The organism is Escherichia whittamii (genome assembly GCF_014836715.1).
Classification (GTDB): domain Bacteria; phylum Pseudomonadota; class Gammaproteobacteria; order Enterobacterales; family Enterobacteriaceae; genus Escherichia; species Escherichia whittamii.
Genome location: NZ_JACSQI010000002.1, coordinates 334,899 through 356,773, shown reverse-complemented (window position 1 = coordinate 356,773; position 21,875 = coordinate 334,899). Strand labels below are relative to the sequence as shown.

The 21,875-nt window shown below is 50.4% G+C and carries 21 protein-coding genes; 13 read left to right on the top strand and 8 right to left on the bottom strand.

From position 1 onward, the window contains the following. The first annotated feature begins 8 nt into the window (after positions 1 to 8). Positions 9 to 1,019 carry a Holliday junction branch migration DNA helicase RuvB gene (gene ruvB, locus H9644_RS04495; RefSeq protein ID WP_000568522.1) on the top strand — a complete coding sequence of 337 codons (1,011 nt, stop codon included), beginning with the start codon at positions 9 to 11 and terminating at the stop codon, positions 1,017 to 1,019. 145 nt (positions 1,020 to 1,164) lie between these two features. Here the strand turns inward: ruvB and znuB are convergent, their stop codons facing one another. Both znuB and znuC read right to left on the bottom strand, forming a co-directional pair. Then, the gene (gene znuB / locus H9644_RS04490) at positions 1,165 to 1,950 is read right to left on the bottom strand and encodes a zinc ABC transporter permease subunit ZnuB (protein WP_191773442.1); all 786 of its coding nucleotides are present in this window, start codon (positions 1,948 to 1,950) and stop codon (positions 1,165 to 1,167) included. Further along, positions 1,947 to 2,702 carry a zinc ABC transporter ATP-binding protein ZnuC gene (gene znuC / locus H9644_RS04485; RefSeq protein ID WP_191773440.1) on the bottom strand — a complete coding sequence of 252 codons (756 nt, stop codon included), beginning with the start codon at positions 2,700 to 2,702 and terminating at the stop codon, positions 1,947 to 1,949. The genes znuB and znuC overlap by 4 nt, the downstream gene beginning before the upstream one ends. A gap of 78 nt (positions 2,703 to 2,780) precedes the next feature. Between znuC and znuA the strand changes: the two genes are divergently transcribed. The 3 genes from znuA (at position 2,781) to lpxM (ending at position 6,141) form a co-directional block, all read left to right on the top strand. Continuing rightward, entirely contained in the window at positions 2,781 to 3,713 is a 933-nt protein-coding gene (znuA, locus tag H9644_RS04480; protein WP_191773680.1) for a zinc ABC transporter substrate-binding protein ZnuA, read from the top strand. A gap of 15 nt (positions 3,714 to 3,728) precedes the next feature. After that, on the top strand, positions 3,729 to 5,051 hold the full coding sequence (mepM, locus tag H9644_RS04475) for a murein DD-endopeptidase MepM (RefSeq protein WP_191773437.1): 1,323 nt from the start codon (positions 3,729 to 3,731) through the stop codon (positions 5,049 to 5,051). A 118-nt stretch (positions 5,052 to 5,169) separates the two neighbouring features. After that, positions 5,170 to 6,141, top strand: coding sequence for a lauroyl-Kdo(2)-lipid IV(A) myristoyltransferase (gene lpxM / locus H9644_RS04470; RefSeq protein ID WP_064529365.1), 972 nt, complete (start codon positions 5,170 to 5,172; stop codon positions 6,139 to 6,141). 154 nt (positions 6,142 to 6,295) lie between these two features. Here lpxM and pyk read toward each other — a convergent pair whose 3' ends face one another. Continuing rightward, positions 6,296 to 7,738 (bottom strand): pyruvate kinase, encoded by a 1,443-nt coding sequence (pyk, locus tag H9644_RS04465; RefSeq protein ID WP_000091159.1) that lies wholly within the window; start codon positions 7,736 to 7,738, stop codon positions 6,296 to 6,298. A 125-nt stretch (positions 7,739 to 7,863) separates the two neighbouring features. Then, the gene (hexR, locus tag H9644_RS04460; protein ID WP_105289041.1) at positions 7,864 to 8,733 is read right to left on the bottom strand and encodes a DNA-binding transcriptional regulator HexR; all 870 of its coding nucleotides are present in this window, start codon (positions 8,731 to 8,733) and stop codon (positions 7,864 to 7,866) included. Positions 8,734 to 9,079: 346 nt separating this feature from the next. On the opposite strand from hexR, the gene zwf reads away from it, so the two are divergent. The 3 genes from zwf to kdgA all read left to right on the top strand — a co-directional run bounded on the left by zwf (position 9,080) and on the right by kdgA (position 13,280). Next, a complete protein-coding gene (zwf, locus tag H9644_RS04455) occupies positions 9,080 to 10,555 on the top strand; it encodes a glucose-6-phosphate dehydrogenase (RefSeq protein WP_064529271.1) in 1,476 nt (491 codons plus the stop codon). A gap of 234 nt (positions 10,556 to 10,789) precedes the next feature. Beyond that, on the top strand, positions 10,790 to 12,601 hold the full coding sequence (gene edd, locus H9644_RS04450) for a phosphogluconate dehydratase (protein ID WP_064529270.1): 1,812 nt from the start codon (positions 10,790 to 10,792) through the stop codon (positions 12,599 to 12,601). Positions 12,602 to 12,638: 37 nt separating this feature from the next. Beyond that, positions 12,639 to 13,280, top strand: coding sequence for a bifunctional 4-hydroxy-2-oxoglutarate aldolase/2-dehydro-3-deoxy-phosphogluconate aldolase (gene kdgA / locus H9644_RS04445; protein WP_064529269.1), 642 nt, complete (start codon positions 12,639 to 12,641; stop codon positions 13,278 to 13,280). A gap of 236 nt (positions 13,281 to 13,516) precedes the next feature. Here kdgA and purT read toward each other — a convergent pair whose 3' ends face one another. Next, the gene (gene purT / locus H9644_RS04440; protein WP_191773435.1) at positions 13,517 to 14,695 is read right to left on the bottom strand and encodes a formate-dependent phosphoribosylglycinamide formyltransferase; all 1,179 of its coding nucleotides are present in this window, start codon (positions 14,693 to 14,695) and stop codon (positions 13,517 to 13,519) included. Positions 14,696 to 14,836: 141 nt separating this feature from the next. Here purT and yebG point away from each other — a divergent pair, with 141 nt between their 5' ends. The 4 genes from yebG to ptrB all read left to right on the top strand — a co-directional run bounded on the left by yebG (position 14,837) and on the right by ptrB (position 18,803). Then, a complete protein-coding gene (yebG, locus tag H9644_RS04435; protein ID WP_191773433.1) occupies positions 14,837 to 15,127 on the top strand; it encodes a DNA damage-inducible protein YebG in 291 nt (96 codons plus the stop codon). A gap of 66 nt (positions 15,128 to 15,193) precedes the next feature. Further along, complete coding sequence (gene yebF / locus H9644_RS04430; RefSeq protein ID WP_191773431.1) at positions 15,194 to 15,550, top strand: protein YebF; 357 nt, start codon at positions 15,194 to 15,196, stop codon at positions 15,548 to 15,550. A 327-nt stretch (positions 15,551 to 15,877) separates the two neighbouring features. Then, on the top strand, positions 15,878 to 16,534 hold the full coding sequence (locus tag H9644_RS04425) for a tellurite resistance TerB family protein (RefSeq protein WP_064529265.1): 657 nt from the start codon (positions 15,878 to 15,880) through the stop codon (positions 16,532 to 16,534). 208 nt (positions 16,535 to 16,742) lie between these two features. Next, the gene (ptrB, locus tag H9644_RS04420; RefSeq protein ID WP_191773429.1) at positions 16,743 to 18,803 is read left to right on the top strand and encodes an oligopeptidase B; all 2,061 of its coding nucleotides are present in this window, start codon (positions 16,743 to 16,745) and stop codon (positions 18,801 to 18,803) included. Here ptrB and exoX read toward each other — a convergent pair. The 3 genes from exoX to holE all read right to left on the bottom strand — a co-directional run bounded on the left by exoX (position 18,800) and on the right by holE (position 20,474). Further along, positions 18,800 to 19,462: an exodeoxyribonuclease X gene (gene exoX, locus H9644_RS04415; protein ID WP_064529263.1), complete on the bottom strand. Its 663-nt coding sequence runs from the start codon at positions 19,460 to 19,462 to the stop codon at positions 18,800 to 18,802. The two genes, ptrB and exoX, sit on opposite strands and share 4 nt — an antisense overlap. Before the next feature lie 24 nt (positions 19,463 to 19,486). After that, positions 19,487 to 20,143 carry a carbon-nitrogen hydrolase family protein YobB gene (gene yobB / locus H9644_RS04410; protein ID WP_191773422.1) on the bottom strand — a complete coding sequence of 219 codons (657 nt, stop codon included), beginning with the start codon at positions 20,141 to 20,143 and terminating at the stop codon, positions 19,487 to 19,489. Positions 20,144 to 20,243: 100 nt separating this feature from the next. After that, entirely contained in the window at positions 20,244 to 20,474 is a 231-nt protein-coding gene (gene holE / locus H9644_RS04405; RefSeq protein WP_000916758.1) for a DNA polymerase III subunit theta, read from the bottom strand. A gap of 138 nt (positions 20,475 to 20,612) precedes the next feature. On the opposite strand from holE, the gene yobA reads away from it, so the two are divergent. After that, positions 20,613 to 20,987: a CopC domain-containing protein YobA gene (yobA, locus tag H9644_RS04400; protein WP_191773420.1), complete on the top strand. Its 375-nt coding sequence runs from the start codon at positions 20,613 to 20,615 to the stop codon at positions 20,985 to 20,987. A gap of 3 nt (positions 20,988 to 20,990) precedes the next feature. After that, the gene (gene copD, locus H9644_RS04395) at positions 20,991 to 21,863 is read left to right on the top strand and encodes a copper homeostasis membrane protein CopD (RefSeq protein WP_191773418.1); all 873 of its coding nucleotides are present in this window, start codon (positions 20,991 to 20,993) and stop codon (positions 21,861 to 21,863) included. Positions 21,864 to 21,875 lie beyond the last annotated feature (12 nt).

Sequence of the window (21,875 nt, the reverse complement as noted above, 5' to 3'; positions counted from 1 at the left end):
GGTAAAGGATGATTGAAGCAGACCGTCTGATTTCTGCCGGTACGACTTTGCCGGAAGATGTAGCAGATCGCGCCATTCGCCCCAAATTACTGGAAGAGTATGTTGGTCAGCCGCAGGTCCGTTCGCAGATGGAGATTTTCATCAAAGCGGCGAAACTGCGCGGCGATGCCCTCGATCATCTGTTGATTTTTGGCCCTCCGGGTTTAGGTAAAACTACGCTTGCCAACATTGTCGCCAATGAAATGGGCGTTAATTTACGCACGACTTCCGGTCCGGTGCTGGAAAAGGCGGGCGATCTGGCGGCGATGCTCACTAACCTTGAACCGCACGATGTGTTGTTTATTGATGAGATCCACCGTCTTTCGCCTGTGGTGGAAGAGGTGTTGTATCCGGCAATGGAAGACTACCAGCTGGATATTATGATCGGTGAAGGTCCGGCGGCGCGTTCGATTAAAATCGATCTGCCACCGTTCACTCTTATTGGCGCGACCACGCGTGCTGGCTCGCTGACGTCCCCCCTACGTGATCGTTTCGGTATTGTGCAGCGTCTTGAGTTTTATCAAGTGCCGGATCTGCAATATATTGTCAGTCGTAGCGCGCGCTTTATGGGGCTTGAGATGAGTGACGATGGCGCGCTGGAAGTGGCGCGTCGGGCGCGCGGTACACCACGTATTGCTAACCGTTTGCTGCGTCGCGTACGCGATTTTGCCGAAGTGAAGCATGATGGCACCATCTCGGCAGACATCGCCGCTCAGGCGCTGGATATGCTGAATGTCGATGCCGAAGGTTTCGATTATATGGACCGCAAGTTATTGCTGGCGGTGATTGACAAGTTCTTCGGCGGGCCTGTAGGTCTGGATAACCTGGCGGCGGCTATTGGCGAAGAACGTGAAACCATTGAGGATGTGCTGGAGCCTTATTTGATTCAGCAAGGCTTTTTGCAGCGAACACCACGCGGGCGTATGGCGACAGTGCGGGCGTGGAACCACTTTGGCATCACGCCGCCAGAAATGCCGTAGATCAGTTAAGGCGCTCGCGCCGCATCCGACACAGGCAATGTGCCTGATGCGACGCTGCTCGCGTCTTATCAGGCCTGGCATGTATAACGAACCGTAGGTCGGATAAGGCGCTTGCGCCGCATCCGACAAATGTGTTCAGGCGAAATTAGCTGGCCTGTTTTTTCATCATACTCAAAATAAACAACAGTGCAGCACACAGCACCACGGACGGACCCGCAGGCGTATCGTAAAACGCTGAAAAAGTTAAACCACCGGTTACAGCAATCATCCCCACCAAAACAGCGACACCTGCCATCTGTTCCGGTGTACGGGCGAAACGACGTGCGGTAGCCGCCGGAATGATCAGCAGCGAGGTAATAATCAACGCCCCGACAAATTTCATTGCCACACCAATCGTCAATGCTGTTACCAGCATCAACAGCAATTTCACGCGCTGTAATTTCACGCCATCGACAAATGCCAGATCCGGGCTAATGGTCATCGACAGCAAATTGCGCCATTGCCAGAACAGGATCGCCACCACAATGACCACGCCAACCGCAATGGAGATGAGATCTTCCGGCGTCACTGCCAGCAAATCGCCGAACAGATATGCCATCAAGTCAACGCGAATGTTAGACATCAGACTGACAACGACCAGCCCCAGCGACAAGGCACTGTGCGCCATAATTCCTAATAACGTGTCGATCGCCAGCTGTGGACGCTTCTCCAGCCACACCAGACCGCCCGCCAGCAGCAGCGTAACGGCAATCACTGCATAGAAGGGATTTACGTCCAGCAACAGACCAAACGCCACGCCAAGTAAAGACGCATGAGCCAGCGTATCGCCGAAATAAGACATACGACGCCAGACAACAAACGAACCCAGCGGACCTGCGGAACAGGCCAGCATAATCCCGGCTAACCAACCGGGAAATAATAATTCAATCATGCGCGATCACTTCCCCGACGCAGAACAATTCGCCCCTGTAAATCGTGGCGGTGATTATGATGATGGCGATAAATACCCAGCTGTTCAGCCCCGTGAGGCCCGAACATCGAAATAAATTCCGGATGCAGGGAAACGACTTCTGGTGTGCCAGAACAACAGATGTGATGGTTCAGGCAAAGTACTTCATCGGTTTTTGCCATCACCAGATGCAGATCGTGAGACACCATTAAAACGCCACAATCCAGTTCGCGACGTAACTGGTCAATAAGGTCATATAACGCCACCTGGCCATTCACGTCCACGCCCTGGGTGGGTTCATCCAGAACTAATAACTGTGGCTGATTTAACAATGCGCGCGCCAGCAGTACACGCTGCGTTTCACCGCCAGAGAGCTTTTGCATTGGTGCGTCAATAAGATGCCCTGCCTGAACGCGTTTTAGTGCAGGCAGAATATCTTCCTTATGTGTTCTGGGACGTAAACGTAAAAAACGGTTTACGGTGAGTGGCAACGTGGTGTCGAGATACAGCTTCTGCGGCACATAACCAACGCGCAGTTTTCCGTGGCGCTTGATAACACCTTCATCTGGTGTTACCAGCCCGAGTACAACACGAACCAGTGTCGACTTACCTGCGCCGTTCGGCCCAAGTAAGGTCAAAATTTTACCAGGCTTGAGTTCCAGCGACACATCAGAGAGGACGCGGCGTTGGCCAAATGAAACCGAGACATTTTCCAGGGAAACCAGACTTGTCATGTTAATTTTAGTCTTGCAGTAGTCATGAAATGTTATAATATCACACTTCTTATATTCATTACGATGATTGGTCGCATTATGTTACATAAAAAAACGCTTCTTTTCGCAGCATTATCTGCTGCTCTCTGGGGCAGTGCAACACAGGTAGCAGAAGCTGCCGTTGTCGCTTCGCTTAAACCTGTTGGATTCATCGCTTCCGCTATTGCTGATGGGGTAACAGAGACGGAGGTATTGCTTCCTGATGGGGCCTCTGAGCATGATTATTCACTGCGTCCATCTGATGTAAAGCGCTTACAGAACGCGGACTTAGTTGTCTGGGTTGGACCGGAAATGGAAGCGTTTATGCAAAAGCCCGTGAGTAAATTACCCGAAGCGAAACAGGTAACCATTGCGCAGCTTGAGAGTGTAAAACCGCTGCTGATGAAAAGTATTCACGACGCTGATGATGATCACGACCACGCGGAAAAAAGTGACGAAGATCACCATCACGGCGATTTCAACATGCATGTTTGGCTTTCCCCAGAGATAGCGCGGGCTACAGCGGTTGCAATCCATGGAAAATTAGTGGAACTTATGCCGCAAAGTCGAGCCAAACTTGACGCCAACCTGATGGAATTTGAGGCACAATTAGCTTCAAGTAGGAAACAGATTGGTAACGAGCTCGCGCCGCTTAAGGGAAAAGGTTATTTCGTTTTTCATGATGCTTACGGCTACTTCGAAAAACAATTCGGACTGACACCGCTTGGTCACTTTACCGTAAACCCAGAGATTCAACCTGGCGCGCAGCGTTTACATCAAATAAGAACACAGTTGGTTGAGCAAAAAGCAACCTGCGTTTTTGCTGAGCCACAGTTCAGGCCTGCGGTCGTCGAAAGCGTCGCACGAGGGATATCCGTTCGTATGGGAACGTTGGATCCCCTTGGGACGAATATCAAACTGGGCAAAACGAGCTATTCAGAATTCCTGAATCAATTAGCTAACCAGTACGCGAGCTGCCTGAAAGGAGATTAATGAGGAAGTGATTACGTGCAACAGATAGCCCGCTCTGTCGCCCTGGCGTTTAATAATTTACCGCGACCACACCGCGTTATGTTGGGGTCGCTCACCGTTCTTACACTGGCCGTCGCTGTCTGGCGGCCTTATGTTTACCACCGAGACGCCTCGCCGATTGTCAAAACCATTGAGCTTGAACAGAACGAAATTCGTTCTCTCTTACCTGAGGCCAGTGAGCCGATTGATCAAGCCGCGCAAGAAGATGAAGCCATTCCGCAGGACGAACTCGACGACAAAATCGCTGGTGAAGCCGGTGTTCATGAATATGTCGTTTCTACCGGCGATACGTTAAGTAGCATCCTAAATCAATATGGTATTGAGATGGGTGATATCACCCAACTTGCTGCTGCTGATAAAGATCTGCGTAACCTGAAAATTGGTCAACAACTCTCCTGGACATTAACCACTGATGGCGAATTACAGCGTCTGACCTGGGAAGTGTCTCGCCGCGAAACTCGTACCTATGACCGCACCGCCGCTAATGGTTTTAAAATGACCAGCGAAATACAGCAAGGGGAGTGGGTTAACAATCTGTTGAAAGGAACCGTTGGGACAAGTTTTGTTGCCAGCGCCAAAAATGCAGGTTTAACCAGTGCTGAAGTGAGCGCGGTGATTAAAGCGATGCAGTGGCAGATGGACTTCCGCAAAGTGAAAAAAGGTGACGAATTTGCGGTGTTAATGTCACGTGAGATGCTTGATGGTAAACGTGAACAAAGCCAACTTTTGGGCGTGCGTTTGCGTTCAGAAGGCAAAGATTACTATGCTATTCGCGCTGAAGATGGCAAATTCTACGACCGTAACGGTACTGGCCTGGCGAAGGGGTTCTTACGATTCCCGACGGCAAAACAGTTCCGCATTTCGTCTAACTTTAACCCGCGTCGTCTGAACCCGGTAACCGCTCGCGTTGCGCCGCACAGAGGCGTTGATTTCGCCATGCCGCAGGGTACGCCGGTGCTTTCGGTGGGTGACGGGGAAGTGGTAGTGGCTAAACGCAGTGGCGCAGCAGGTTATTATGTCGCGATTCGTCATGGTCGTAGCTATACCACGCGTTATATGCATCTGCGTAAGATTCTGGTTAAACCGGGGCAGAAAGTGAAGCGTGGCGATCGTATCGCGCTTTCCGGTAACACCGGGCGTTCAACTGGGCCACATCTGCATTATGAAGTATGGATTAACCAGCAGGCCGTGAACCCGTTGACAGCGAAACTGCCGCGTACTGAAGGGCTGACCGGTGCCGATCGTACCGAATTCCTGGCGAAGGCCAAAGAGATTGTACCGCAGCTACAATTTGATTAATTAATACCCGTTGGCAGCCGGTACACAGTTAGTGCCGGCTTTTTTATTTGGTGCGGGGCAAGTTGCGCCGTTACACTACCACCAGATTGATTATTGCCTTATCCGAAATTGGAAAAGCATGGAAACGAAAAAAAATAATAGCGAATACATTCCTGAGTTTGATAAATCCTTTCGTCACCCTCGTTACTGGGGAGCCTGGTTGGGCGTGGCGGCAATGGCCGGTATTGCCTTAACACCAGCGAAATTCCGCGATCCCATCCTTGCGCGGTTGGGGCGTTTGGCCGGAAGACTGGGCAAAAGCTCACGTCGTCGGGCGTTGATCAATCTGTCTCTCTGCTTTCCAGAACGTAGCGAAGCCGAACGCGAAGCGATTGTTGATGAGATGTTTGCCACCGCGCCTCAGGCGATGGCAATGATGGCTGAACTGGCGATACGTGGGCCGGAGAAAATCCAACCTCGCGTCGACTGGCAGGGGCTGGAGATCATCGAAGAGATGCGGCGTAACAACGAGAAAGTTATCTTTCTGGTGCCGCACGGCTGGGCAGTTGATATCCCCGCCATGTTGATGGCCTCACAAGGGCAGAAAATGGCAGCGATGTTCCATAATCAGGGTAATCCGGTTTTTGATTATGTCTGGAACACCGTGCGCCGTCGTTTCGGCGGTCGTTTGCATGCACGAAATGATGGCATTAAGCCATTTATCCAGTCGGTTCGTCAGGGCTACTGGGGCTATTATTTACCGGATCAGGATCATGGCCCTGAACACAGCGAATTTGTTGATTTCTTCGCAACGTATAAAGCGACGCTGCCAGCAATTGGTCGTCTGATGAAAGTGTGTCGCGCGCGTGTCGTTCCGTTGTTCCCAATCTATGATGGCAAGACCCATCGTCTGACGATTCAGGTACGCCCACCGATGGATGACCTGTTAGAGGCGGATGACGCTACCATTGCTCGGCGTATGAATGAAGAAGTTGAGATTTTTGTTGGTCCGCGACCAGAGCAGTACACCTGGATTTTAAAATTGCTGAAAACTCGCAAACCGGGTGAAATCCAGCCGTATAAGCGTAAAGATCTTTATCCCATCAAATAAAAAAAGCCTCTCGCGAGGAGAGGCTCTCGTCTAACGTAAAGTGCGCATTTATTCTATGCGCATGCTTATCGGGCCTACAGGTTGATCGTAATTTATTGAATAATTACGGCATTGTAGGCCGGATATGGCATTTACGCCGCATCCGGCAACTAACTTACTCTACCGTTAAAATACGCGTGGTATTAGTAGAACCCACGGTACTCATCACGTCGCCCTGGGTGACAATCACCAGATCACCAGACATCAGGTAGCCTTTATCGCGCAGCAGATTTACTGCTTCGTTGGCAGCAACCACGCCATCATTTGCACTATCAAAATAGACCGGCGTAACACCACGATAAAGCGCAGTCAGGTTCAGAGTGCGTTCATGACGAGACATGGCGAAAATCGGCAAACCGGAGCTGATACGGGAAGTCATCAGAGCGGTACGACCGGACTCGGTCATGGTAATGATCGCGGTAACGCCTTTCAGGTGGTTAGCTGCGTACATTGCGGACATCGCGATAGCTTCTTCCACATTGTCGAACTGAACGTCCAGGCGGTGTTTAGATACATTGATGCTCGGGATTTTTTCGGCGCCAAGGCAAACACGCGCCATTGCAGCAACGGTTTCAGATGGATACTGACCAGCGGCGGTTTCCGCAGACAACATTACGGCGTCGGTACCATCCAGAACGGCGTTCGCCACGTCCATGACTTCTGCACGCGTCGGCATCGGGTTGGTAATCATCGATTCCATCATCTGGGTCGCAGTAATGACTGCGCGGTTCAGCTGACGCGCGCGACGAATCAACGCTTTCTGAATCCCAACCAGTTCCGGATCGCCAATCTCTACGCCGAGGTCGCCACGTGCGACCATCACCACGTCAGAAGCGAGGATAATGTCGTCCATTGCATCCTGGCTGCAAACGGCTTCCGCACGTTCAACTTTGGCGACAATTTTCGCATCACAACCTGCATCGCGCGCCAGACGACGAGCATAATTCAGATCTTCGCCGCAGCGTGGGAAAGAGACAGCCAGATAATCTACGCCAATCAATGCCGCAGTTTGAATGTCTGCTTTGTCTTTCTCGGTCAGCGCTTCAGCCGACAGGCCGCCGCCGAGTTTGTTGATCCCTTTATTGTTGGAAAGAGGGCCGCCGACGGTCACTTCGGTGAACACTTTCATGCCCTGAACTTCCAACACTTTTAACTGCACTCGACCGTCGTCCAGCAGCAGAATGTCGCCAGGCACGACGTCAGCAGGTAGACCTTTATAGTCGATACCGACTTTTTCTTTATCGCCTTCACCTTTGCCCAGGTTGGCATCCAGCAGGAATTTATCCCCAATATTGAGGAAAACCTTACCTTCTTTAAAAGTTGATACGCGAATCTTTGGCCCCTGAAGGTCACCGAGAATAGCCACATGACGCCCCAGTTTTGCGGCAATTTCACGAACTTTATCCGCGCGCATTTTATGGTCTTCAGGCGAGCCATGAGAAAAGTTCATTCGTACGACGTTTGCGCCCGCTGCGATGACCTTTTCAAGGTTATTATCGCGATCGGTAGCCGGGCCTAACGTGGTAACGATTTTGGTTCTGCGAAGCCTTCTGGACATGTAATACTCCGTTGACTGAAACAACCAGGTGTTGCTTGAACATGAATTCGCATAAATTAAAACCATTGTGGTTGTAATTTAAACACATGCGAATATCGTATAAGGATAGAACAGTGATAATCGATTTACCGATCGTCACTCAATTTAAGTAATTGCTTATCAAAGCGCGATTCCTTGAGCGCTTCCTTGACCCGCTTCAAGTTATCTCTGAATTTTGTGCCGCGTCGCAAAGTAAATCCTGTTGCCAGCACATCTATCACGGTCAACTGCGCAAGTCGAGAAACCATGGGCATATAAATGTCAGTATCTTCCGGTACGTCGAGAGTAATTGCCAGCGTTGCCTCCCGGGCGAGTGGTGTACCGGCGGAGGTAAGGGCTATCACCATCGCGTCGTTTTCCCGTGCTAACTGCGCCAGTTCAACCAGATTTTTGGTTCTTCCGGTGTGAGAAATCAGCACAACCACGTCTCCGTCGCTACAATTCATACAACTCATGCGCTGCAGCACGATATCGTCGGAGTAAACCACCGGAACATTAAAGCGAAAAAACTTATTCATCGCATCGTGGGCGACGGCAGCCGAAGAGCCCAGACCGAAAAAGGCGATTTTCTTGGCCTGAGTCAGGAGATCGACAGCACGGTTGACGGCAGATTTGTCCAGCGAGTGACGGACGTGATCGAGCGTGGCCATTGCCGACTCAAATATTTTCCCCGTGTATGATTCAACGCTGTCATCTTCATTAACGTTGCGATTAACATAGGGCGTGCCATTTGCCAGGCTTTGCGCCAGATGGAGTTTAAAATCAGGAAAACCGCGGGTGTCCATGCTGCGACAGAAACGATTCACCGTTGGTTCGCTAACATTGGCCTCAAGCGCCAGAGCAGCAATACTCGAATGGATCGCGTTGTCAGGCGAAGCAAGAATGACCTCGGCGACTTTTCGTTCTGATTTGCTCAAATGTTCCAGTTGAGACTGGATTTTTTCCAGCATATTCATGATGTAAAGAGACTCACGGTAATGACGATTTCCGCATTGAAAGAAATCGAAATGCAGTTTGGTCTGATATTACGCCTGTGTGTCGTATTAATGACAAAAGCGGATAAAAAAGTTGTCATTTTTTTTCATTACATGATCGGTGTCAGATTTTTTTCGAATGAAAAAACATCATTAACGATGATTTTTTTATCAGTTTTGCTGCACTTTACGCGGTTTAATCGTAATCGCACGAGTGGATAAGCGTTTACAGTTTTCGCAAGCTCGTAAAAGCAGTACAGTGCACCGTAAGAAAATTACAAGTATACCCAGGCTTAAGTACCGGGTTAGTTAACTTAAGGAGAATGACATGGCGGTAACGCAAACAGCCCAGGCTTGTGACCTGGTCATTTTCGGCGCGAAAGGCGACCTTGCGCGTCGTAAACTGCTGCCTTCCCTGTATCAACTGGAAAAAGCCGGTCAGCTCAACCCGGATACCCGTATTATCGGCGTAGGGCGTGCTGACTGGGATAAAGCGGCATATACAAAAGTTGTTCGCGAGGCGCTCGAAACTTTCATGAAAGAAACCATTGATGAAGGTTTATGGGACACACTGAGTGCGCGTCTGGATTTTTGTAATCTTGACGTCAATGATACGGCTGCATTCGGTCGTCTCGGCGCGATGCTGGATCAAAAAAATCGTATCACCATTAACTATTTTGCCATGCCACCAAGCACCTTTGGCGCGATCTGCAAAGGGCTGGGCGAGGCAAAACTGAACGCCAAACCAGCGCGCGTAGTCATGGAGAAACCGCTGGGGACGTCGCTGGCGACCTCGCGTGAAATCAACGATCAGGTAGGCGAATACTTCGAGGAGTGTCAGGTTTACCGTATCGACCACTATCTGGGTAAAGAAACGGTACTGAACCTGCTGGCGCTACGTTTTGCTAACTCCCTGTTTGTGAACAACTGGGACAATCGCACTATTGATCATGTTGAGATCACGGTGGCAGAAGAGGTTGGGATCGAAGGGCGCTGGGGCTATTTTGATAAAGCCGGTCAGATGCGCGATATGATCCAGAACCACCTGCTACAAATTCTCTGCATGATTGCGATGTCTCCGCCGTCTGACCTGAGCGCCGACAGCATCCGTGATGAAAAAGTGAAAGTACTGAAGTCATTGCGCCGAATTGACCGCACCAATGTGCGTGAAAAAACAGTACGCGGGCAATACACCGCAGGCTTCGCCCAGGGCAAAAAAGTGCCGGGCTATCTGGAAGAAGAGGGCGCGAACAAAAGCAGTAACACTGAAACCTTCGTGGCGATCCGTGTCGACATTGATAACTGGCGCTGGGCTGGCGTACCGTTCTACCTGCGTACCGGTAAACGTCTGCCGACTAAATGCTCTGAAGTGGTGGTCTATTTCAAAACGCCTGAACTGAATCTGTTTAAAGAGTCGTGGCAGGATCTGCCGCAGAACAAACTGACTATCCGTCTGCAACCCGATGAGGGCGTGGATATCCAGGTACTTAATAAAGTCCCGGGTCTTGACCACAAACATAACCTGCAAATCACTAAGCTGGATCTGAGCTATTCAGAAACATTTAATCAGACGCATCTGGCTGATGCTTACGAACGTCTGCTGCTGGAAACGATGCGCGGTATTCAGGCGTTGTTTGTGCGTCGTGATGAAGTGGAAGAAGCGTGGAAATGGGTGGATTCTATTACTGAAGCCTGGGCGATGGACAACGATGCACCGAAACCGTATCAGGCCGGAACCTGGGGACCGGTTGCTTCGGTGGCGATGATTACCCGTGATGGCCGCTCCTGGAATGAGTTTGAGTAAGATCTCGACTTATCCTTACGGATTATTTTACCGGTAACATGATCTTGCACAGATTGTAGAACAATTTTTACACTTTCAGGCCTCGCGTGGATTCACCCGCGGGGCTTTTTTTATTACACTGACTGAAACGTTTCTGCCCTATGAGCTCCGGTTACAGGCGTTTCACTCATAAATCTTCTGAATGAAACGCGTTGTGAATCACCCTGCTCTGACAACTCAATTTCAGGAGCCTTTATGAATCCACAATTGTTACGCGTAACAAATCGAATCATTGAACGTTCGCGCGAAAGTCGTTCTGCTTACCTCGCCCGGATAGAACAAGCGAAAACCTCGACCGTTCATCGTTCGCAGTTGGCATGTGGTAACCTGGCACACGGTTTCGCCGCTTGCCAGCCAGAAGACAAAGCCTCCCTGAAAAGCATGTTGCGTAACAATATCGCTATCATCACCTCCTACAACGACATGCTCTCTGCCCACCAGCCTTATGAACACTATCCGGAGATTATTCGTAAAGCACTGCATGAAGCCAACGCGGTTGGTCAGGTTGCGGGTGGTGTTCCGGCGATGTGTGATGGTGTAACTCAGGGGCAGGACGGTATGGAACTGTCGCTGTTAAGCCGCGAAGTCATTGCGATGTCTGCGGCGGTGGGGCTGTCCCATAACATGTTTGATGGCGCGCTGTTCCTCGGTGTGTGCGACAAGATTGTCCCAGGGCTGACGATGGCAGCACTGTCGTTCGGTCATCTGCCAGCGGTGTTTGTGCCGTCTGGTCCGATGGCAAGCGGGTTGCCAAATAAAGAAAAAGTGCGTATTCGCCAGCTTTATGCCGAAGGGAAGGTGGATCGTATGGCGCTGCTGGAGTCAGAAGCGGCGTCTTATCATGCCCCAGGCACATGTACTTTCTACGGTACTGCCAACACCAACCAGATGGTGGTGGAGTTTATGGGAATGCAACTGCCGGGATCTTCTTTTGTTCATCCGGATTCCCCGTTGCGTGATGCACTCACTGCAGCCGCTGCGCGCCAGGTTACACGCATGACCGGCAACGGTAATGAATGGATGCCGATCGGTAAAATGATCGACGAGAAAGTGGTAGTGAATGGCATTGTTGCGTTGCTGGCGACCGGTGGCTCAACTAACCACACAATGCACCTGGTAGCGATGGCACGTGCGGCGGGTATTCAGATTAACTGGGATGACTTCTCTGATCTTTCTGATGTCGTACCTCTGATGGCGCGTTTGTATCCAAATGGTCCGGCCGATATTAACCACTTCCAGGCGGCGGGGGGCGTACCGGTTCTGGTGCGTGAACTGCTCAAGGCGGGTCTGTTGCATGAAGATGTCAATACAGTGGCAGGCTTTGGTCTTTCGCGCTATACCCTCGAACCGTGGCTGAATAACGGCGAGCTGGACTGGCGTGAAGGCGCAGAAAAATCACTCGACAGCAATGTGATAGCTTCCTTCGAACAACCTTTCTCTCATCATGGCGGGACAAAAGTGTTAAGCGGTAACCTGGGGCGTGCCGTCATGAAAACCTCTGCTGTGCCGGTTGAAAACCAGATAATTGAAGCGCCTGCTGTTGTGTTTGAGAGCCAGCATGACGTTATGCCGGCCTTTGAAGCAGGTTTGCTGGACCGCGATTGTGTGGTTGTTGTCCGTCATCAGGGACCAAAAGCGAACGGAATGCCAGAATTACATAAACTCATGCCGCCACTTGGTGTATTATTGGACCGGTGTTTCAAAATTGCGTTAGTTACTGATGGACGACTCTCTGGTGCTTCAGGTAAAGTGCCGTCAGCTATCCACGTAACACCAGAAGCCTACGATGGCGGGTTGCTGGCGAAAGTGCGCGATGGAGACATCATTCGTGTGAATGGACAGACAGGCGAACTGACGTTGCTGGTAGACGAAGCGGAACTGGCAGCTCGCGAACCACACATTCCTGACCTGAGCGCATCACGCGTAGGAACAGGACGTGAATTATTCAGCGCTTTGCGTGAAAAACTGTCCGGTGCTGAACAGGGCGCAACCTGTATCACTTTTTAAGACGACAAAATTTGTAATCAGGCGAGAGAAAACTCTGATGAAAAACTGGAAAACAAGTGCAGAATCAATCCTGACCACCGGCCCGGTAGTACCGGTTATCGTGGTAAATAAACTGGAACACGCGGTGCCAATGGCAAAAGCGTTGGTTGCTGGTGGGGTGCGCGTTCTGGAAGTGACTCTGCGTACGGCGTGTGCAGTTGATGCTATCCGTGCTATCGCCAAAGAAGTACCGGAAGCGATTGTGGGTGCCGGTACGGTGCTGAATCCGCAGCAACTGGCAGAAGTGACTGAAGCGGGCGCACAGTTCGCAATCAGCCCAGGTCTGACTGAACCACTGCTGAAAGCGGCGACAGAAGGTACGATTCCTCTGATTCCAGGTATCAGCACTGTTTCCGAACTGATGCTGGGTATGGACTACGGCCTGAAAGAGTTCAAATTCTTCCCGGCAGAAGCTAACGGTGGCGTGAAAGCCCTGCAGGCGATTGCGGGTCCGTTCTCTCAGGTGCGTTTCTGCCCGACTGGCGGTATTTCTCCGGCTAACTACCGTGATTACCTGGCGCTGAAAAGCGTACTGTGTATTGGTGGCTCCTGGCTGGTTCCGGCAGATGCGCTGGAAGCGGGCGATTACGACCGCATTACTAAGCTGGCGCGTGAAGCAGTCGAAGGCGCGAAGCTGTAACAGTCAAAATGCCCGATCGTGGATCGGGCATTTTTGAGGATGATGACAAACGCGACATTGCCTGATGCGCTATGCTTATCAGGCCTACGAGTGATTCGTAATATATTGAATTTATAAGGTTTTGTAAGTCAGATAAGGCGTTCACGCCGCATCTGATATGAAAAATGCGCACTTTGTCAGCAATCTGAAATGCCCGATCGATAATCGGGCATTTTTATAGCGTGTTTTTGTCAGATTTAACCTTGTACTTTTACCTGTGCCGCAGCGTGCTTTGCGCGCTCAATCGCTTCGTCAACACTCTCTGCGGTCGCCAGTGCCACTCCCAGACGGCGGCTGCCATCAATTTCCGGCTTACCAAATAAACGAATCTGTAAACCTGCGCCTACGGCACTCTGCACGTTATCAAACGTGACATTCTGACTGGTCAGTTGCGGCAGGATAACGGCTGAAGCGGCAGGACCATACTGGCGAATCCCGCCCACTGGCAGTCCCAGGAAAGCACGCACATGTAGGGCAAACTCAGAAAGATCCTGAGAAATTAACGTCACCATCCCGGTGTCATGCGGGCGAGGGGAGACTTCACTGAAAATCACCTCATCACCACAGACAAACAACTCGACACCAAACAGACCATAACCACCCAGTGCAAGCACCACCTTGCGGGCAATCTCCTGCGCACGTTCGAGGGCCAGTGGACTCATTTGCTGCGGTTGCCAGGATTCACGATAGTCACCATCTTCCTGGCGATGACCTACAGGCGCACAGAAATGAACACCATCCACCGCGCTGACGGTCAGTAGGGTAATTTCGAAATCAAACTTAACGACGCCTTCAACAATCACACGGCCCGCTCCGGCGCGGCCGCCTTGCTGGGCGTACTCCCATGCCTGAGTCAGTTGTTCGGCAGAGCGAATAAACGTCTGCCCCTTACCGGAAGAGCTCATCACCGGTTTAACAATGCAGGGATAGCCAATGGCGGCGACCGCCTCGCGGAAAAGACTTTCGCTATCAGCAAAACGATAAGTTGAAGTGGGAAGCTGAAGGTCTTCCGCTGCCAGACGACGAATACCTTCGCGGTTCATCGTCAATTGTGTTGCACGCGCGCAGGGGACAACATTCAGCCCTTCCTCTTCAAGCTGGATCAGCATATCGGTGGCAATAGCTTCGATTTCCGGCACGATATAATGTGGTTTTTCCAGTTCAACCACACGGCGCAATGCGTCGCCATCCAGCATATTAATGACATGGGCGCGGTGGGCGACATGCATGGCGGGCGCGTCGGCATAGCGATCGACCGCAATCACCTCTACGCCGAGTCGTTGGCATTCAATCGCCACTTCTTTACCCAGTTCACCGGAACCTAATAACATCACGCGAGTTGCTGCCGGACGCAGCGCAGTGCCTAATAACGTCATAACGAATATCCCCTGATTAATTCCGCGTGAAGTATAAACGAAAACGTTTGCGTGTGTCTTTATTGCTTGATTGCTTGCGTTGATTTCTCGGCTGAAAAGAAATATACTGTATAAAATTACAGTTATGATGAGAGGCTGCAAATGGCGGTTGAAGTTAAATACGTAGTCATTCGTGAGGGCGAAGAGAAGATGTCGTTTACCAGCAAAAAGGAAGCCGATGCTTATGACAAAATGCTCGATACAGCGGATCTACTCGACACATGGTTGGCTAATTCTCCGGTGACAATGGAAGACGAGCAGCGTGAAGCGCTTTCTTTGTGGTTGGCAGAACAAAAAGATGTGCTTAGTACCATTCTGAAAACCGGTAAATTACCTTCTCCTCAGGTAGTCGATACTGACACGGATGGGGAAGGTGAAACCCGCGCAGCCTGAAGCAACTTGCGCTCCTGATAATTTGTACCATGCTTTCTCCTGAATCATTGTGCTATGGAGAAAAACATGAAAAAAAGAGGAGCGTTGTTGGGGCTGTTGTTGGTTTCCGCCTGTGCATCAGTTTTTGCTGCCAATAACGAAACCAGCAAGTCGGTAACTTTCCCAAAATGTGAAGGTTTGGATGCAGCCGGAATTGCTGCGAGTGTAAAACGTGATTATCAGCAAAACCGCGTGGCGCGTTGGGCCGACGATCAAAAAATCGTCGGTCAGGCCGATCCTGTGGCGTGGGTTAGTTTGCAGGATATTCAGGGTAAAGATGACAAATGGTCAGTGCCGTTGACCGTACGCGGTAAAAGTGCCGATATTCATTATCTGGTTCATGTGGACTGTAAAGCGGGAATCGCGGAGTATCAGCGGCGTTAATGGCTTCTGGTAATTCGGTTGACCGTTGGCGGATGCGGCGCGAGCGCCTTATCCGCCTAACAACGCGCCAGAGTCGTAGGCCTGATAAGACGCCACAGCGTCGCGTCGGGCAATCAGCATCAAACAATGCCACTCAAAACGTCAAACCACTATCACCTGAAGTCCTCTTTACCGCCCGATATACAGTAATTACCTTGCCTGACGCGAATTTCCTGTGAGGACTGCTTTCTGTCCCGATTATTTGCGCATCTTTTGTCTCTACATACACTTTCTGACATCCTCATTCGCTATGCTGTTGCCATTAAAATGGTGAATTGAGGAGCAAACATGGCTAACTGGTTAAATCAACTGCAATCCCTTCTTGGGCAAAGCAGTTCTTCCTCTTCGTCTACAGATCAGGGATTGGGCAAACTTTTAGTCCCCGGCGCATTAGGCGGGTTGGCAGGACTGCTGGTTGCGAATAAATCAGCACGTAAACTATTAACGAAATACGGTACAAACGCGTTGCTGGTTGGCGGCGGAGCGGTCGCCGGTACAGTGCTGTGGAACAAATACAAAGATAAAATTCGTGCGGCGCATCAGAACGAACCGCAATTCGGCACCCAAAGTACGCCGCTGGATGAACGTACAGAACGTTTAATCCTGGCCCTGGTTTTTGCTGCCAAAAGCGATGGTCATATCGATAGTAAAGAACGCGCGGCTATCGACCAGCAATTGCGTGAAGCTGGTGTTGAAGAGCAGGGGCGTGTACTTATCGAACAGGCAATCGAGCAACCGTTGGACCCGCAGCGCCTGGCCCAGGGGATTCGCAACGAAGAAGAGGCGCTGGAGATCTATTTCCTGAGCTGTGCGGCTATTGATATTGACCATTTCATGGAGCGCAGTTACCTGAATGCACTGGGGGATGCGTTGAAAATTCCCCAGGAAGTCCGTGAAGGAATTGAACGCGATCTCGAACAGCAAAAACGTACTTTGTCTGAATAATATATCACTCCGTATAGCCTGATATGTTGGTGTATCGGGCTATACAAAACCGCACAGCTATTTGAGCGAATTAATTTTCGCTGGCTACATCCTTTCGATTTTCACGCCATTACCTGTCATCATCTAAGCAATGACTACCCTGTTTCGCTTGCATCCCCGGTGAGTTTTGCCACCCTTATAAGATGTTTCAACCAGAAAGAACAATAACATGCTACCAAAAGCTGCTCGAATTCCCCACGCTATGACGCTTCATGGCGATACGCGCATCGATAATTACTACTGGCTGCGGGACGACACACGCTCGCAGCCGGAAGTGCTGGATTACCTGCAACAAGAAAATAGTTACGGTCATCAGGTCATGGCTTCGCAACAAGCCTTGCAGGATCGGATATTAAAAGAAATCATTGACCGAATACCGCAAAGAGAAGTCTCTGCACCTTACGTCAAAAATGGCTATCGCTACCGGCATATTTATGAACCTGGTTGTGAATATGCTATCTACCAGCGTCAGTCGGCGTTCAGTGAAGAGTGGGACGAGTGGGAGACTCTGCTCGATGCGAACAAACGGGCGGCGCACAGTGAATTTTATTCAATGGGCGGAATGGTGATTACGCCCGATAACACGATTATGGCACTTGCAGAAGATTTCCTTTCCCGACGCCAGTACGGTATCCGTTTTCGTAATCTGGAAACGGGCAACTGGTATCCCGAACTGCTGGATAACGTGGAACCCAGCTTTGTCTGGGCGAATGACTCCTGGACATTTTATTATGTTCGCAAGCATCCGGTGACGTTGTTGCCGTATCAGGTCTGGCGGCATGCCATTGGCACTCCAGCATCTGAAGACAAACTGATTTACGAAGAAAAAGACGATACCTTTTATGTCAGCCTGCATAAAACGACATCGAAACACTATGTGGTTATTCATCTTGCCAGCGCCACTACCAGTGAAGTTCGTTTGCTGGATGCAGAGCTGGCCGATGCCGAGCCGTTTGTCTTTTTACCGCGTCGCAAAGATCACGAATACAGCCTTGATCACTACCAGCATCGGTTTTATCTGCGCTCCAACCGCAACGGCAAGAATTTTGGCTTATACCGTACCCGCATGCGTGATGAGCAACAGTGGGAAGAGTTAATCCCGCCGCGCGATAACATCATGCTCGAAGGCTTTACGCTGTTTACTGACTGGTTGGTGGTTGAAGAGCGTCAGCGTGGATTAACCAGTCTGCGGCAAATCAACCGCAAAACGCGGGAGGTTATCGGCATTGCCTTTGATGATCCGGCTTATGTCACCTGGATTGCCTATAACCCGGAACCTGAAACTTCACGATTGCGTTATGGCTATTCCTCCATGACCACGCCAGATACTTTGTTTGAGCTGGATATGGATACTGGCGAGCGTCGGGTACTAAAACAAACGGAAGTTCCCGGTTTCGATGCGGCGAATTATCGCAGCGAACACTTGTGGATCACCGCTCGTGATGGCGTCGAAGTGCCTGTTTCGCTGGTCTATCATCGCAAGCATTTCCAGAAAGGCCACAACCCGCTGCTGGTATACGGATATGGTTCTTACGGCGCAAGCATTGATGCCGATTTCAGTTCTAGCCGCCTGAGTTTGTTGGATCGCGGTTTTGTCTACGCCATTGTCCATGTCCGTGGCGGTGGTGAGCTGGGGCAGCAATGGTACGAAGACGGTAAATTCCTGAAAAAGAAAAATACCTTTAATGACTATCTCGATGCCTGCGACGCATTGTTAAAACTGGGCTACGGTTCACCTTCACTCTGTTATGCGATGGGAGGCAGTGCTGGCGGTATGTTAATGGGCGTTGCAATTAATAAGCGCCCCGAGCTATTCCACGGCGTGATTGCTCAGGTACCGTTTGTTGATGTAGTAACAACGATGCTTGATGAGTCGATTCCTCTTACTACCGGCGAATTTGAAGAGTGGGGAAATCCGCAGGATCCGCAATATTATGAGTATATGAAAAGCTATAGCCCGTATGACAATGTCACCGCCCAGACGTATCCGCATCTGCTGGTAACGACCGGTTTACACGACTCACAGGTGCAATACTGGGAACCGGCAAAATGGGTGGCTAAGTTGCGCGAGCTTAAAACTGATAACCATCTATTACTGCTTTGTACCGACATGGATTCAGGGCATGGCGGTAAATCCGGGCGTTTTAAATCCTACGAAGGCGTGGCAATGGAATATGCTTTTCTGATAGCCTTGGCGCAGGGGACATTACCAGGCCAATCAGCGGTTTAAGCATTCTCCAGATAATGCTTCAAGGTTAAACGTAACTCCGGGCTCATGCTGTCAAGGTTGTTAAATAACCAGCGCAGATAGCCCGGATCGCGCTTTGCAACGTCTGATACGGCTTTGCCGCGATATTTGCCAAACGTGAACGTCGTTAACAACGACGGCCGCCCGGTGATATCCGCCATTTGCTCCGCTGTCCAGCCGGATGTGTTCATAATATCGATAAGCAGGGCTGCGGTAATATAGCAATCATACAGCGCTCGGTGGTGATGCAGACCCGATGGTGTCTGGACATTCAGCTTGCGTGATTTATACAGCGCCATATTGCTGTACTTGATCCCTGGCCACAAACGACGAGCCAGTTTCATGGTGCAAATCCACTCTCCGGGCATTTCTGGCAATACCCGGCGGTCAAAACTGGCATTGTGGGCGACATACCATTCGCTACCGTAATAGTGTGGGATAACTTCTTCAATCCACGGTTTGTCGGCAACCATGGACTCTGTAATACGGTGAATCGCCATGGCTTGTGGGCTGATGGGGCGGTCGGGACGCACCAGGTGGCTCATAGGGTTGACGATTTTCCCGTTAACAACATCAACAGAGGCAATTTCAACGATCCCTCCCTGCAAACCGCAGGTTTCTGTATCGATAATGCGCAACATGGTCATGCTCCAGGAAGAAAACGCCTAGCGTAATGGAATGATATCGCCTTGCCAACCCTGCGAAGAGCGCTGACCAACCAACAAAAGCGAACCGCGATCGGCGCGGACGATAAGGCGACCATGTTCGTCCCACAGTGCGCTGTTACCGCGGGCGTTCGCCATTAGTACGGCGATGGAGTATTGATGTGAGAAAAACTCTAAGCGTCGGGTCGAAGCCATTAGGTCAGGTTCACCGATGCATTGCCCGGTTGTAAAAAGCGAACAAGTCGGGTCCATATCAATACCTTCTGGTTGACCATCCACTACAGTGATGGTTTCGGAACGTTGACCCAGACATGCACCATGACTTTGATGATAAATTCCTGGCGTTTTCATCCAGGGGGCGAATACTGCAATACCGCGAATAAAACGCTCATTATATTCAACGGGAAGGCCCGCAATAATGGTCATTCGCGTGGTTGTTGCTGCGTAACAAAGCGGGTCTAAAAGCGAGAGGTCGGGTGGAGACGGAAGCGCACGTCGTTTGTAATCACATCCCAGTAGAGAAAGTGAGGGAAAAACCAACAGTTCGCACTGGTATCTTGCGGCAGCCCTCACGAACTCCAGATGATGGGCTACCTGTTCAGTGAGTGAAGCATTACGAGGTTCATATTGCGCTGCTGCAACTTTCCAGTACGACATGATGACTTCCTTTTCATAGTGTCTGCAAATAGTGGTGTGTATGAGAAAATACTTATAATTTAGCAGGCACCATGTAAGAAAGTGTAACTTAATATAAGGGTTATTTAAGTTTGGGCTCGTAAGGTAAACGTGACAGATTTACAGAGGCGAGACGGTGGGCGATAAGGCGCTCACGAAACCAGCCGCGCAAGTGTTCAGGTTGTTCACGTTCAACGGCTTCAGCAATCACCGGCATATTGTACCGTTCTTTAAATGCTACTCCGGCAGCGGCCAGATCGACATTTACTTTATCCATTTCAGTTTGATCCAGTTTGGCCAGATTCTTCAGCATGCTGTGTCTCCTCGTTAATTGCGGGCAAAAGTTACTAAGAGTCAGCGAGGATGGCAAGCCTGAATTGATGATCCTCGACTCTCTCATTAGACAAGGTTATGCTCTGTAAAAAACTCATTACAAAAAGGAATAGATAATATGGTTTCAACTGCGCGTTCTCTTCGTCACACACTGGCAATAATTGCCGGTTCGCTGGTGGCGCCTTCCGTTTGGGCACATGCGCACCTGACGCACCAGTATCCCGCGGCGAATGCGGCGGTGACCGCTGCCCCACAGGCCATTACTTTAAATTTCTCTGAAGGTATTGAACCTGGATTCAGTGGGGCCAAAATCATCGGCCCAAAAAATGAAAATGTTAAAACATTACCCGCGAAGCGTAATGAACAAGACACAAAGCAATTGATCGTTCCGCTTGCCGACGCTCTGAATCCCGGAAGTTATACCGTTGACTGGCATGTCGTTTCGGTGGATGGGCATAAAACCAAAGGGCAGTACACCTTTACTGTGAAATAAAGCATGCTAGCGCTTACCTGGGTCGCACTGCGATTTATCCATTTTATCTCTCTGATGCTGGTTTTTGGCTTCGCGATGTACGGGGCATGGTTGGCACCAGTGACAATTCGTCGATTATTGACGAAGCGTTTTTTGCGTTTACAACAGCAGGCAGCTGTATGGAGTTTGATCAGTGCCGCAGCGATGTTCGCCGTTCAGGGGGGGTTGATGGGCGCGGGATGGCCAGATGTAGTTTCGCTGAGTATCTGGCTGTCGGTGTTACAAACGCAGTTCGGAGGCGTCTGGCTCTGGCAAATCGTTCTCGCACTCGTTACGTTGACCGTCGTCCTGATGCAACCACGGAATATGCTGCGGTTACTGTTTATGCTGACCTCCGCGCAATTTATCCTGATGGCGGGTATGGGACACGCGACATTACATGAAGGATTAACCGCAAAAATTCATCAGACCAATCATGCCGTACATCTTATCTGTGCTGCAGCATGGTTTGGAGGGCTACTGCCGGTTATCTGGTGTATGCGCCTGGTGAAAGGGCGCTGGAGAAGCCACGCCATTCATGCGCTGATGCGTTTTTCCTGGTGCGGACATTTTGCTGTCATTGGCGTGCTGGTGAGTGGTGTGCTCAATGCATTATTAATCACGGGATTTCCCCCCACGCTTGCCACTTACTGGGGCCAACTCTTATTGCTCAAAGTCATACTGGTTATGATTATGGTGGTCATCGCGCTGGCAAATCGTTATGTCCTGGTCCCAAGAATGCGGCATGACGAAGTCCGGGCAGTTCCCTGGTTTGTATGGATGACCCAACTCGAATGGGCGATAGGTGCGGTGGTACTGGTGATTATCAGCCTGCTTGCAACTCTGGAACCGTTTTGATGGATTACGATA

Excerpts from the sequence above, each read along its gene's own strand:
- ruvB (WP_000568522.1), top strand. The coding sequence starts at position 9 with ATGATTGAAGCAGACCGTCTGATTTCTGCCGGTACGACTTTGCCGGAA.
- znuB (WP_191773442.1), bottom strand. The coding sequence starts at position 1,950 with ATGATTGAATTATTATTTCCCGGTTGGTTAGCCGGGATTATGCTGGCC.
- znuC (WP_191773440.1), bottom strand. The coding sequence starts at position 2,702 with ATGACAAGTCTGGTTTCCCTGGAAAATGTCTCGGTTTCATTTGGCCAA.
- znuA (WP_191773680.1), top strand. The coding sequence starts at position 2,781 with ATGTTACATAAAAAAACGCTTCTTTTCGCAGCATTATCTGCTGCTCTC.
- lpxM (WP_064529365.1), top strand. The coding sequence starts at position 5,170 with ATGGAAACGAAAAAAAATAATAGCGAATACATTCCTGAGTTTGATAAA.
- pyk (WP_000091159.1), bottom strand. The coding sequence starts at position 7,738 with ATGTCCAGAAGGCTTCGCAGAACCAAAATCGTTACCACGTTAGGCCCG.
- hexR (WP_105289041.1), bottom strand. The coding sequence starts at position 8,733 with ATGAATATGCTGGAAAAAATCCAGTCTCAACTGGAACATTTGAGCAAA.
- zwf (WP_064529271.1), top strand. The coding sequence starts at position 9,080 with ATGGCGGTAACGCAAACAGCCCAGGCTTGTGACCTGGTCATTTTCGGC.
- edd (WP_064529270.1), top strand. The coding sequence starts at position 10,790 with ATGAATCCACAATTGTTACGCGTAACAAATCGAATCATTGAACGTTCG.
- kdgA (WP_064529269.1), top strand. The coding sequence starts at position 12,639 with ATGAAAAACTGGAAAACAAGTGCAGAATCAATCCTGACCACCGGCCCG.
- purT (WP_191773435.1), bottom strand. The coding sequence starts at position 14,695 with ATGACGTTATTAGGCACTGCGCTGCGTCCGGCAGCAACTCGCGTGATG.
- yebG (WP_191773433.1), top strand. The coding sequence starts at position 14,837 with ATGGCGGTTGAAGTTAAATACGTAGTCATTCGTGAGGGCGAAGAGAAG.
- yebF (WP_191773431.1), top strand. The coding sequence starts at position 15,194 with ATGAAAAAAAGAGGAGCGTTGTTGGGGCTGTTGTTGGTTTCCGCCTGT.
- H9644_RS04425 (WP_064529265.1), top strand. The coding sequence starts at position 15,878 with ATGGCTAACTGGTTAAATCAACTGCAATCCCTTCTTGGGCAAAGCAGT.
- ptrB (WP_191773429.1), top strand. The coding sequence starts at position 16,743 with ATGCTACCAAAAGCTGCTCGAATTCCCCACGCTATGACGCTTCATGGC.
- exoX (WP_064529263.1), bottom strand. The coding sequence starts at position 19,462 with ATGTTGCGCATTATCGATACAGAAACCTGCGGTTTGCAGGGAGGGATC.
- yobB (WP_191773422.1), bottom strand. The coding sequence starts at position 20,143 with ATGTCGTACTGGAAAGTTGCAGCAGCGCAATATGAACCTCGTAATGCT.
- holE (WP_000916758.1), bottom strand. The coding sequence starts at position 20,474 with ATGCTGAAGAATCTGGCCAAACTGGATCAAACTGAAATGGATAAAGTA.
- yobA (WP_191773420.1), top strand. The coding sequence starts at position 20,613 with ATGGTTTCAACTGCGCGTTCTCTTCGTCACACACTGGCAATAATTGCC.
- copD (WP_191773418.1), top strand. The coding sequence starts at position 20,991 with ATGCTAGCGCTTACCTGGGTCGCACTGCGATTTATCCATTTTATCTCT.